We start from the raw sequence: 12,170 nt of genomic DNA, 5'->3' as shown, positions 1-12,170 counted from the left end.
AGGGATTATTAGAACTATTAAGACAATAATCCGCTTACATGAACGATGGGAGGCTTCACAATGTCTAGTAAAACACTTGCGAAATTTTTAGAAGAAAATTTAGAGGATTTAAAATCAAAGGGGCTTTATAACGTAATTGATCCGCTTGAGAGTTCGAATGGACCAATCATTACAATTGGCGGAAAAGAATATATTAACTTATCTTCAAACAACTATCTTGGATTAGCAACAGATAGCCGTTTGCAAGAAGCAGCAATTGGTGCTATTCATAAGTACGGTGTTGGAGCAGGGGCTGTTCGTACAATTAACGGTACTTTAGATTTGCATATTAAGTTAGAAGAAACAATTGCAAAGTTTAAACATACAGAAGCAGCAATTGCTTATCAATCAGGATTTAACTGTAATATGGCAGCGATTTCAGCTGTTATGGATAAAAATGATGCGATTCTTTCAGACGAATTAAATCATGCATCTATTATTGACGGTAGTCGTCTATCAAAAGCAAAAATTATTGTTTATAAACATTCTGATATGGAAGATTTACGCCAAAAAGCAATCGCGGCGAAAGAATCAGGTCTTTACAATAAATTAATGGTAATTACAGACGGTGTTTTCTCAATGGATGGAGATGTTGCAAAACTACCAGAAATTGTTGAGATTGCAGAAGAGTTAGATTTAATGACATACGTAGATGATGCACACGGTTCAGGTGTACTTGGAAAAGGTGCAGGAACTGTAAAGCACTTCGGTCTTTCTGATAAAGTTGATTTCCAAATTGGTACATTATCAAAAGCAATTGGGGTAATTGGTGGATATGTAGCAGGGAAACAAAACTTAATTGACTGGTTAAAAGTTCGTTCACGTCCATTCTTATTCTCTACAGCATTAACACCAGCTGATGCGGCAGCTTGCATGAGATCAATTGAAATCTTAATGGAAAGCACAGAGTTACATGATCGTCTATGGGAAAACGGTCGCTATTTAAAACAAGGGTTAAAAGAACTTGGCTTTAACATTGGGGAAAGTGAAACGCCAATTACACCTTGTATTATTGGGGACGAAGTATTAACACAAGAATTTAGTAAACGTCTAAATGAAGAAGGCGTATACGCAAAATCTATCGTGTTCCCAACTGTAGCAAAAGGAACAGGTCGTGTTCGTAATATGCCTACAGCAGCTCATACGAAAGAAATGTTAGATGAAGCAATTTGTAAGTATGAAAAAGTAGGGAAAGAAATGGGCATCATTTAAGTAACGACATCTTTTGAATAGCTTGCAAATGAGGAGTGGGGAAAATGAAAAAAATTCTAGTAACCGGTTCTTTAGGGCAAATTGGTTCTGAACTAGTAATGAAACTTCGTGATGTATACGGCGCATCAAATGTTATTGCAACAGATATTCGTGAAACAGATAGTGAAGTAGTAACGTCTGGTCCATTTGAAACGTTAGATGTAACAGATGGACAAAAACTACATGATATCGCAAAGCGTAATGAAGTAGATACAATTATTCATTTAGCAGCTTTACTTTCAGCAACAGCAGAAAAAAATCCGTTATTTGCATGGAACCTAAATATGGGTGGACTTGTAAATGCTCTAGAAGCAGCTCGTGAATTAAACTGTAAGTTCTTCACGCCAAGTTCTATCGGTGCATTCGGTCCATCAACGCCAAAAGATAATACACCGCAAGATACAATTCAACGTCCTACTACGATGTATGGGGTAAACAAAGTAGCGGGAGAATTACTGTGTGATTATTATCATCAAAAATTTGGCGTAGATACGCGCGGTGTCCGTTTCCCAGGTTTAATTTCTTACGTAGCTCCTCCAGGAGGCGGAACAACTGATTATGCAGTTGAAATTTATTATGAGGCGATTAAAAAAGGTGCATACACCTCATACATTGCTGAAGGAACGTACATGGACATGATGTATATGCCTGATGCTTTACAAGCGATCATTTCATTAATGGAAGCTGATCCAAGTAAGCTAGTGCATAGAAATGCATTTAACATTACAGCAATGAGCTTTGAGCCAGAGCAAATTGCAGCGTCAATTCGTAAACACATTCCGACGTTTACAATGGATTATGCAGTAGATCCAGCTCGTCAAACAATCGCTGATAGCTGGCCAAACTCTATTGACGCAACAGCAGCAATGAAAGAGTGGGGCTTCAAAGCAGAATACGATTTAGATAAAATGACAACTGACATGCTGGCTAAGTTAAAAAAAAAGCTTGCAGCTGAGTTAGTGATGAATTAATAGGAAGGGTCGATTCTTAGGAATCGACTCTTTTTATTTGTATTTTGGGAATATGCAAATAATTACAAATGTGATAGAATGAGTTAATTTGTGTGTAAAGGGGAGACAAGGAATGGAGAAATGGGAGTTAGCAAAGGAAATTTACAATACGTCACGTTTAACGGGAACATTTAAACTTCGATCAGGACAAGTATCAAATCAATACTTTGATAAGTACTTATTTGAATCTAATCCAGTACTGTTATTAGAAATTACTAAACAGTTGAAAGAGCTCATTCCTCCTGATACAGAAGCACTCGCTGGTTTAGAGATGGGAGGAATTCCAGTAGCAACGGCATTATCTTTACAAACAGGTATACCAGTCGTATTTGTAAGAAAAGAAGCGAAGAAGTACGGCACATGTAAGTTGGCAGAGGGTGTTGATATTGCTGGGAAAAATGTTTGTGTTGTTGAAGATGTCATTACGACAGGCGGTCAAATATTATTAAGCACGAAAGATTTAAGAGAACTAGGTGCGAAAGTTAATCATGTTCTAGGTGTGATTGAACGAACAAAAGAAGGAAGAGATAACTTATTAGAAGATGGATTGCAGTTGCACTCCTTATTTACAATGGATGAGTTAATTGAAGGGGAAATGCAACATGCAAAGAGTTGATGTCGTATATGCACTAATACATGACGAAGAAACAGATAAAATATTAATGGCACATAATGTAGAACAAAACGTTTGGTCATTGCCAGGCGGGGCTGTGGAAAAAGGTGAAATATTAGAGGAAGCACTAATAAGAGAAGTGAAAGAAGAGACAGGTTTAACTGCTGCGTTAGGTGGACTTGTTGCGATCAATGAAAAATTCTTTGAAGAATCAGGGAATCATGCACTATTTTTTACATTCCGAGCGAATGTAGTAAAAGGTGAACTTATTGCGGAAGATGAAGGTGAAATTTCTGCAATAGAGTGGGTGGGTCGAACAATTGCGAATGAGCGCTTCCCATACTATGACGGAGGATTTGAATCTTTGTTAGAAGTAGCCATTCCATACAAGTTTCAACCAGAAACAAAGTAATTGAACGAAAAAACAGGAGCCACAAGGCTCCTATTTTCTATTCAATCGTCTTCAGTAATAACTTTTTCAATAGTGGTTTAATCTTTAGACGTAAATCTTCAGCGTGATTTGCAACTAAGAAGTGATGGTTATAAATGTTTTTCATCAATTGATAAGTTGCTTCTTTCGCTTCGCCTTCTTCGATGAAGATACCGATTACTTCCATACCACTTTTACGCGCGAGTTTAACAGCTTCATGCGTATCTAAAATTCCGTCTTGTTGATAGTCTAGCGCAGAAGGCTCACCGTCTGTGAAGACTAGTAAGAATTTATGTTTCTCAGGTCTTTTGGCAAGCTTTTCAGAAACGATACGAATAATATATCCGTCGCGGTTATCTTCTTCTTCACGAAGTTGCATAATTTCTGGACCAACGTTTGGTAACGTTGAGTTTTTATAATTTACAACTTCATGGATAACGTTCGGCTTATCTTCAGGTTTAGCGCTAGAGGCATCTTCCCAAAATCCGCTAATAGCGTGCGGGATTTTTAAAGATTTTAAAGCTTCATGGAATAGTACAACACTCTTCTTCGTTTCTTCCATTTTGTTATACATAGAACCAGAACAGTCAACTAACAGTTGGAATGCAACATCGAGTTCTTGTGACTCTTGTCCTTTTTTATAAAACATCCGCGGTTGTTTTTCGGTATAAATACGGAGGAATTTCTTACGAAGTCTTCCGTAATATTTATCACTATTCGCATTCGTTTTATTTTCAATCGTTTTTTCGATAATTTTCTTTAATTCTTTTACATCTTTATTGACGACTGATTTGATAGCTTGGTAATCTTTTTTCTCATCAATATTTACTTTGCGAGCTTCTTTAAATGTATGAGAAGCACCTACATTATACTTCCCATATGCACCGTCGTGCTGGCTAGAAGCGTGTGAAGCCCTTGCTTCTTCTGTATCAGCGCCATCAAAGTTGGATTGTGTACTTTTTTGAGAAGTACCTTGTACAGAACCAAGTGCTTGGTCGCCATCTTCTGATTCACGAGCAGTATCGCCCATCATGTTTGTTTTTGTTCCGCTTTCTAATTCAAAGCGTAAAAAGTTCTCGTTTTCGTTATTTTTATTTTCACGATGCCATGTGGAGAAACTTTCATCCATTTTGTTTTTATTTTCATCGTCATCTATAAGCTGCGTATCATCATTTGCTAAATCTTCGACGCGACAGTTCTTTTCGTCTGCAAGAACAGATAAGTAAAGTGGAGCATGTCCGAAATAGTTGTTAAGCATATCACTTTCAAGAAGCGCCTCTAAGCGATAGCGAATTTTCTCAACGATATACATAATATCTTCTGTATTACGTGCTTGGAATGTTTCATGTAAAATCGCTTCAATTTGCTCGAAATATTCATTATTAAACATTTCATATTTATCGCTCGTTAATGAAAGATAGCATAGGCAAAATAGACGATCAGCGTGATAATTACGAACACGGTTTATTTCATTTTGGGAGCCGAAGTAATTGCGGTACATTTCTTTTCGGCGTTTAAAAACATGCTTTGTGCCAGGACGTAAGTTCTTTACGATTTCCTCAACGCGTAAATCTTCTAATAGAACAAATAATTGTGTTAAAAACTTTCTTAGGGGCGATTCTTGCAATTCAATTGCATAAGAACGAATTAAAGTCATGTCCGAGTAATGTTTATTACCAAGTGCTTTTAAGAACACTTCGCTTTTTAATCCGATTACTGTATCTTCTTCTTTTCGATCATCCCAAAAGTGACTAATGACAACTTTCTTTTCAATTTCGTCGTAGTATGCTTTATAGCCATATTCAAGATAGGCATCGTCTTCTTTTAGAAGGGCATACATTAAGTTTTCCATTTGTAGAAACAGCGACGCATCAATTTTTTTGTCACTAAAAATTTGTCTCATAAATTATCCCTCAAAGAAATAACTTTCTGCTAATTCACGGACAGTCATTTGTTCTGTTTCATCATTAAGTTTTGCAATTATGCTTCGTTCAATCGCTCGCATAACAGGAATATATACACCTAAATCACATGCGTCGATAATACCACGAATACTTGCTGCTTCTTCACTTACACGTCCATCGCGAGCTAAAGGCATAAGGTCGCTTGCAAATGCAACAAACTTTTCAATTGTTGCAACATCATTTAATTTTGATTCTGCTAATAATAGTTCTTTTAATGTGTCACCTTGAATGTAAGGAACTTCAATAATAACGAAACGGTTTTTTAATGCTTCATTTAGTTCACTTGTTCCAACGTAACCTTCGTTAATCGCAGCAATTACACGGTATTCGTCATCACCGTATACAACCTCTTGTGTAAATGGGTTTGTGATCATTTTACGGTAATCTAATGCGCCGTGAAGTAGCGGTAAAGTTTCAGGTTTTGCCATATTGATTTCGTCAATATATAGGAAGTGACCGTTCTTCATTGCTTTCATAAGAGGACCGTTAACGAATGAAACTTCAGATGCACCATCGTTCGTTTGTAGTGTGTTGTATCCTAAAATACCTTCTACATCTAAGTCGACAGAGCAGTTAATGCTATGCATTGGTTTTTGGAATAAAGAAGAAAGAGTTTCCGCTAGTACTGTTTTACCACTACCAGTCGGTCCTTTTAATAGAATGTTCTTGCCAAGAAGAAGTGCTGTAATCGCATCTTCAATAATGCTATTATCAGACGCTTTATATATTTTCGTTCCGATTAAATGTGCATTTTCACCAGCTTCTTGTTTATTCTTTTCATGAATCGTAGAAAGCTGTTGTTTTAAATCAGAATGTATATGAAATTGTTCTAACATGTATTTCCCACCTAACATTATTTTCATAAAGTAATACATCTTATGATAACTTGTTTTAATATGGTATGCAAAGAAAAGGAAGGAGGATAAAGGGAAAAGAAAAAGCAATCAAGATGAAGTTGATTGCTTACAGTAAAGGAGAAATGAGCCTCATGAAAGACTCCAATATGCGTTTTTTTATACTTCTTTTTTGGAAAGAGTTCCATTTAATTTCAGTTGAATGTTTAAAGTCTTCTTCAAAATCATGTTTAATATCGTGAACTGTTTTTGATTCATAAAGTACGCTAATAATTTCGTAATTCAATTCAAAGCTACGTACATCCATGTTTGCTGTTCCAATAGTTGCAATTGTATCATCAACGAGTACAATTTTTGCATGCATAAAACCATCTTTATAACTGTAAATAGAAGCACCAGCCTTTAAAAGCGGAGTGAAATAGGATTGAGATGCTTGATCACTAATGATGCTATCACTTTTACCTGGATATAAAATCCGTACATCTATTCCGGCAATTGCACTTAAGCGTAATAATGTTAAAGTTTCTTGATCTGGAATAAAGTAGGGTGTAGCAATCCAAATTGATTTTTTTGCAGAGCCCATAACAGCTAATAATGTATTACGAATACTTTTATCATCGGAGCTTGGTCCGCTGGCTACGATTTGAACAGCACCTTCTGCATTTGAAATCTCTTTACCTGGGAAGTATTGTCTATTCATGAATTGATCCCAGGAATAAGTATTTAAACCACTAGAGGCATAGAGCCAGTCTTCTAGAAAGATTGCTTGTAATTTATATAATGCTTTTCCTTCTATTTTTAAATGACTATCACGCCAAACAGGAAATTTCTTTGAACGGCCAAGATATTCATCACCGACATTGAGTCCTCCGGTAAAACCAATTTCTCCATCTACAATAACAATTTTTCGATGGTTACGATAATTGACAGTTTCAAGTAACCAAGCTGAAAAAATAGGGTCAAATTCTACAATTTCAATCCCAGCTTCTTTCATAGGTTGTAAAAATCGTCTTCTTAACGTATTACTTCCAAGGCCATCATAAAGGAAGCGTACAATAACACCATCTTTTGCTTTTTGTATTAAAGCATCTCGAACTTTTGTACCAATTTCATCAGATTTATAAATGTAGTATTGAATATGTATATGATGTTTTGCCTGCTCTATAGCTCGCAAAATTTCTGAAAATGTTTGATCTCCGTTTGTTAAAAGTTTTGTAGTTGTTTTATCTGCGGCAGGACCGCCTCCAAATTTTTGTATGACTTCTGTTAAATGTAAGGAACGTTCATTTAGTGGGACTGTGAGTAATAACTCTAGTCTTCTTCCTTCTAATATTTCACGGAATAATTTTCTTTGTTCTTCTGAACGATGGAGATGTTTTTTTCTTCTCCAGCGGCTGCGTCCAAAAATAGCGTATAAAAGCACACCTATAATAGGAAGAAGTGCTAATACTAAAAACCATGCTAATGTACTTTGTGGAGATCTATTTTCTATAAAAATAACGAATGAAATTCCTACGATTGTGATGGACCATAGAGCACCGACAAATGTATATAACGAGATATACGATGTATTTAATAGGAACAGAACGATAGATACAATTGTAAATATTAATAGTAATTGAACGATAGGCTTCTTCATTTCTATATAATTCCCCTAATCTTTTTTCAATATAGACTTCTTAAATAGAAGATGTAATATGACATCTTTATTATAAGGTGTTTTGCTTTTTTTACAAAATATAGACATTTCACCTATACTTTCCGCATTTGTCCTACATACAGTGTACTATCCCATTTTTTATCTCACTCTTAACGCATATGAAAATGAAAAAATCGAAAAGGAGCGGAGAAACATGAATTATATAGAAAATAATGGATTGTACTATCGGAATCATCATGGAGGACACAATCATGGTGGGCATAATCATAACGGCGGACATCATCACCATGGAGGACACAATCACTATGATCACCATCATCATCACGGAGGCGGATGGGGCTGGGGTGGTGGTAGTTCATGGGGAGGCGGATTTTTCCCTGGAAGCTTTGCAGGAGGAGTGTTAGGCGGACTGACAGCGGGTGCGTTAACAGGTGCAACAAGTGGAGGATATTATCCGGCTCCATATCCAGTAGCTTATCCATCACCATACCCTGTAACGTATCCAATGCCATACCCAGGTTATCAGCAAATACCATATTCGTATTAAACTAAAAAAGAGGCTATCCTCTTTTTTAGTTTAATACGGTATTTATTTATAAAATACTTCCAAAATTAAGGTGAAAATATGTTAATATTTTGTTATTGTAATTCAAAAACATATACATTGATGTAGAGTTTTATATTATTATTCGTGAATAGTTATGTAGTATGTTCTAATTTCTATTTCGTTATTAAAAACAAAGAGATCAGATGTGAGTGGTATTAGTTGGAAATAAGGCTTGCATAGAGCCACTTAAAGGGATTGCAGTATAATAAGGCGCGAAATAATTAGGGAGATGAGAAGCTACTAGTTATAATTGGAACGGTATAATATTGCTTTTTATTACAAATAATATTATGTTATTTTAATCGGTCTATTTAAAAAGATAATTTATGTAATGGGCTAGTGTTAGAAAATGAAATATCTCTATTTCTATGAAGAGAAACAGGTTGTGTTTTAGTCAGATAGAAGCAAGGAGAGATGCGCATGCTAGAACAGAGAGGTCATGCATTATATGACTCTTCATTGCGAGATTTAAAGTTAGCATTAGATGAGTCTTCAATTGTTGCAATTACAGATCGAAAAGGTCTTATTACATATGTAAATGATAAATTTTGTGAAATCTCTAAATACAAAAGAGAAGAATTAATTGGAAAAGATCACCGTATTTTAAATTCAGGACATCATCCAAAAACCTTTTTTCAAGACTTATGGAAACGTATTTTGAATGGGAAAGTATGGACAGGTGAGATTCGGAATCGAGCAAAAGATGGTACATATTATTGGGTCAAAACAACAATTGTTCCATTTTTAAATGAAAAAGGAGAGCCATACCAGTTTATCGCAATTCGAAATGATATTAGTAGTAGAAAAGAAGCGGAACATAGATTGCGGCTAAGTGAAAGTCGTTATAGGGAACTTGCCTATCATGATGCTTTAACGAGTTTGCCTAACCGTTTACAATTAATAACGACCGTTAATAAATTGATTGCAGATAAAAAAGAATTTGGTATGATTTACTTTGATTTGGACCGTTTTAAATTAGTAAATGATACGTTAGGTCATATGATAGGGGATTTACTTTTAAGCGAAGTTGCTTCACGGTTGCATTATGTACTAGGAGAGAAAGATGTTCTGGCTAGGCTAGGTGGCGACGAATTTGTGCTGTTAACAAAAAATCATAGACAAGATGATATGAGTCAGTTAGCGACATCTGTGTTGTCATGTTTTCAGGCACCATTTATGCTGGAAGGCCATGAAGTATACATTTCAGCTAGTCTAGGACTTTGTTCTTATCCACAAGACGGACAAGATGTGGAAACTTTATTGAAAAACTCTGACTTAGCTATGTATAGTGCAAAAGAACAGGGGAGAAACGCTGCGTGTTTCTTTACAGATGAGCTACGCGCGAAAATAAATCGTAGAATGAAAGTTGAGTTTGCTTTGCAAAAGGCAATTCGTGATGAAGAGTTAGATGTAGCATTGCAGCCTATTATTGATTTGAAAACGAAGAGATATTCTGGTATAGAAGCTCTAGTACGTTGTATGACAGAAGACGGACCTATTTCACCAAGCGAATTTATCCCTGTTGCTGAAGAGTCTGGACTTATTATAAAGCTAGGAGACTGGGTATTAGAAAAGTCATGCCGATTGTTTAAAACTTTGCCAAATTATCAAGAAGGACTAAAGTTATCTGTGAATTTATCTATACAACAATTAATGCAGAAACGTTTTATTTTGTCTGTACGTAGCATTTTAAAGAGAACTGGTTTTCCTCCGAACCGTTTAATATTAGAAATAACGGAAAGCATTGCAGTTCGCCATTTTGATTATATTATTGCTACATTACAAGAATTAAGAAATATGGGTGTTTTAATTGCTTTGGATGATTTCGGAACTGGCTATTCTTCCTTATATTATTTAAAACAACTACCACTGGATATTGTAAAAATTGATCGTAATTTTATTCGTGAATTTCATTATGATCATGCACAACCAGAACGAACGATTGTAAAATCCGTTATTGAAATTGCTCATAGTTTAAATTTAGCAGTAGTTGCTGAAGGGGTAGAAACAGTAGAGCAAGAGAGTTTGTTACAATCAATGAGCTGTGATTATGTACAGGGATTTTATTATGCGAAACCTTTATCTGTAGGAGAGCTAAAAGAAAAGTTAATTACAGATTTTTAATAAAAAAGAGAAGCCAGCAGCTTCTCTTTATTTAATCCGTTTTTTGTGAGTCTTTCATTAGTACAGGATAAAGAATAAGACCTAATACGAACAATCCAATTCCTAAGAAGAACGTTTTTAAGTCAGCAGTTCCTGTTTTGATAACCCAAATTGAGTATATAAATGCTAATGTAGTGATGATTCCGTCCTTTATTCGAGAACCAGGCATTATATCATACGTTTCTCCTGTAATAACCAGTTTGAATTGGTACAGAGTAGAAACAAGGTATGGAATTAAATAGGCTAATGTTGCTACGACGATAGCGAAACTATACGCTTCTGAAACAGTACCAGAAATCGTTGAAAATAAGAAGATTTGCGTCATTACATTTGTAATCAATAATGATTTTGAAGGACTACCTTTTTTATTTGTTTTCCCGAAAAACTTAGGGAAAAGTCCATTCTTTGCTGCCTGGTAAGGTACTTCTGAACTAACAACAATCCAGCCAACTGTAGATCCAAATAAAGATATAAGAGCGAGTAAAGCCATGATATATGCGCCTTTATTTCCAATTGCTAAATTTAATGCGTCTACTAATGGTTTTTGAGACTCTTTTAAAGCATCTTGCGGAAGAGCTCCCATTGTAAGTAAAGTAATTGACATGTAAATAAGAAGAGCGATAATTAATCCGAAAATCGTAGCTTTTTTTACATCGCGCTGTGATTTTGCACGATTAGAAAGCATAACTGCTGATTCAATACCGATAAATGCCCAGAGTGTTGCAATAGCAGCTGAATTGATTTGTCCCCCTAACGAGATGGATTGTCCTGCTTCATTCATAAAGGTTTGACCGTCTCCGAAATTAGAGGCATTGAAAATGAATAATGTAATTACAATAAACATTGTAAATCCGATAATTTTTGCAATGGTAGCAAGTAGATTCATGTTTCCAGCTCGATCAATATTTTGAGAAAGAATATATTGAATTCCCCACAGCATAAGGCTACATACGAGTAAAGTTAATCCTTTTCCGAGTTCCAGTGAAAATCCATTTATTGAAAAAAGAATTTGCTTACTTTGTAAAACTGGAAAGAATGTTGATAAATATCCAGCAAAGGAAATAATAACAGATGCTGTTGCAGCCCAGTTAGCAGCCCAATATCCCCATGCCATACTATATCCTGCAACTTTACCAGCTTTTTTTGAAGGAAACATAGCTTGAGCATAGCTTTGTGGTCCAGCTTTTAATTCTGGTTTCCGAATCGCTAAATTTCCAAATACAAGTGCAATCATAAATACGCCAAGTCCTGTAATACTCCATGCGAGTGTAGAACCCATCGGACCTGATACTTGTGCTAAATTTGCTGGAAGCATAAATACGCCACCGCCAACCATATTCCCGATAACAAATGCTGTTAAAACCCATAATCCCCATTTTTTCGTTTCCATTTTTGTTAACTCCTTTGTAGTAAGTTTTGCTTAAACATCATTTTTTACTAGCTTTTTGACAATAAAAAAAGAGCCATGTAGATAAAAAATACCTACATGGCTCTTTGCCTAACGTAGGTACAACGGGAATAACCCTTGTACCTACGCGTAATTTTTCCGCTAGGTTTCAAGGGTTACGTATGATGATGA

The 12,170-nt window shown here is 35.6% G+C and carries 10 protein-coding genes; 6 read left to right on the top strand and 4 right to left on the bottom strand.

Features of this window, described 5'->3' with window-relative positions; genetic code table 11:
- Positions 1-60: 60 nt before the first annotated feature.
- From AC1Q8M_RS25480 to AC1Q8M_RS25465, 4 genes are all read left to right on the top strand, one after another.
- A complete protein-coding gene (locus AC1Q8M_RS25480) occupies positions 61-1,251 on the top strand; it encodes a glycine C-acetyltransferase (protein ID WP_000095904.1) in 1,191 nt (396 codons plus the stop codon).
- Between the two features lie 44 nt (positions 1,252-1,295).
- Positions 1,296-2,261 carry an L-threonine 3-dehydrogenase gene (locus AC1Q8M_RS25475; protein ID WP_000723124.1) on the top strand — a complete coding sequence of 322 codons (966 nt, stop codon included), beginning with the start codon at positions 1,296-1,298 and terminating at the stop codon, positions 2,259-2,261.
- A 112-nt stretch (positions 2,262-2,373) separates the two neighbouring features.
- Positions 2,374-2,916, top strand: a complete 543-nt coding sequence (gene pyrE / locus AC1Q8M_RS25470) for an orotate phosphoribosyltransferase (RefSeq protein ID WP_000417032.1) — start codon at positions 2,374-2,376, stop codon at positions 2,914-2,916.
- Positions 2,903-3,325, top strand: coding sequence for an NUDIX hydrolase (locus AC1Q8M_RS25465; RefSeq protein ID WP_098855763.1), 423 nt, complete (start codon positions 2,903-2,905; stop codon positions 3,323-3,325). The genes pyrE and AC1Q8M_RS25465 overlap by 14 nt, the downstream gene beginning before the upstream one ends.
- A 37-nt stretch (positions 3,326-3,362) precedes the next feature.
- On the opposite strand, the gene AC1Q8M_RS25460 is transcribed toward AC1Q8M_RS25465, so the two are convergent.
- From AC1Q8M_RS25460 to AC1Q8M_RS25450, 3 genes are all read right to left on the bottom strand, one after another.
- Positions 3,363-5,246 (bottom strand): vWA domain-containing protein, encoded by a 1,884-nt coding sequence (locus AC1Q8M_RS25460; protein WP_001248879.1) that lies wholly within the window; start codon positions 5,244-5,246, stop codon positions 3,363-3,365.
- 3 nt (positions 5,247-5,249) lie between these two features.
- Entirely contained in the window at positions 5,250-6,143 is an 894-nt protein-coding gene (locus tag AC1Q8M_RS25455) for an ATP-binding protein (RefSeq protein WP_000892992.1), read from the bottom strand.
- Positions 6,144-6,270: 127 nt separating this feature from the next.
- Positions 6,271-7,800, bottom strand: coding sequence for a cardiolipin synthase (locus tag AC1Q8M_RS25450; protein WP_000743035.1), 1,530 nt, complete (start codon positions 7,798-7,800; stop codon positions 6,271-6,273).
- A gap of 214 nt (positions 7,801-8,014) precedes the next feature.
- Here AC1Q8M_RS25450 and AC1Q8M_RS25445 point away from each other — a divergent pair, with 214 nt between their 5' ends.
- The gene (locus tag AC1Q8M_RS25445) at positions 8,015-8,368 is read left to right on the top strand and encodes a hypothetical protein (RefSeq protein ID WP_001106379.1); all 354 of its coding nucleotides are present in this window, start codon (positions 8,015-8,017) and stop codon (positions 8,366-8,368) included.
- A gap of 480 nt (positions 8,369-8,848) precedes the next feature.
- Positions 8,849-10,552: a putative bifunctional diguanylate cyclase/phosphodiesterase gene (locus AC1Q8M_RS25440; RefSeq protein ID WP_000893346.1), complete on the top strand. Its 1,704-nt coding sequence runs from the start codon at positions 8,849-8,851 to the stop codon at positions 10,550-10,552.
- Positions 10,553-10,583: 31 nt separating this feature from the next.
- On the opposite strand, the gene AC1Q8M_RS25435 is transcribed toward AC1Q8M_RS25440, so the two are convergent.
- Positions 10,584-11,981 carry an amino acid permease gene (locus AC1Q8M_RS25435; RefSeq protein ID WP_492334209.1) on the bottom strand — a complete coding sequence of 466 codons (1,398 nt, stop codon included), beginning with the start codon at positions 11,979-11,981 and terminating at the stop codon, positions 10,584-10,586.
- Between the last annotated feature and the right edge of the window lie 189 nt (positions 11,982-12,170).

The organism is Bacillus sp. GW823-FHT06A10, assembly GCF_058795375.1.
This window is presented reverse-complemented; position numbering and strand designations above follow the sequence as displayed.

What these genes read in the sequence shown, in the direction of transcription:
- AC1Q8M_RS25455 (WP_000892992.1), bottom strand. Translation starts at nt 6,143, where the DNA reads ATGTTAGAACAATTTCATATACATTCTGATTTAAAACAACAGCTTTCT.
- AC1Q8M_RS25480 (WP_000095904.1), top strand. Translation starts at nt 61, where the DNA reads ATGTCTAGTAAAACACTTGCGAAATTTTTAGAAGAAAATTTAGAGGAT.
- AC1Q8M_RS25440 (WP_000893346.1), top strand. Translation starts at nt 8,849, where the DNA reads ATGCTAGAACAGAGAGGTCATGCATTATATGACTCTTCATTGCGAGAT.
- AC1Q8M_RS25445 (WP_001106379.1), top strand. Translation starts at nt 8,015, where the DNA reads ATGAATTATATAGAAAATAATGGATTGTACTATCGGAATCATCATGGA.
- AC1Q8M_RS25465 (WP_098855763.1), top strand. Translation starts at nt 2,903, where the DNA reads ATGCAAAGAGTTGATGTCGTATATGCACTAATACATGACGAAGAAACA.
- AC1Q8M_RS25435 (WP_492334209.1), bottom strand. Translation starts at nt 11,981, where the DNA reads ATGGAAACGAAAAAATGGGGATTATGGGTTTTAACAGCATTTGTTATC.
- pyrE (WP_000417032.1), top strand. Translation starts at nt 2,374, where the DNA reads ATGGAGAAATGGGAGTTAGCAAAGGAAATTTACAATACGTCACGTTTA.
- AC1Q8M_RS25450 (WP_000743035.1), bottom strand. Translation starts at nt 7,800, where the DNA reads ATGAAGAAGCCTATCGTTCAATTACTATTAATATTTACAATTGTATCT.
- AC1Q8M_RS25460 (WP_001248879.1), bottom strand. Translation starts at nt 5,246, where the DNA reads ATGAGACAAATTTTTAGTGACAAAAAAATTGATGCGTCGCTGTTTCTA.
- AC1Q8M_RS25475 (WP_000723124.1), top strand. Translation starts at nt 1,296, where the DNA reads ATGAAAAAAATTCTAGTAACCGGTTCTTTAGGGCAAATTGGTTCTGAA.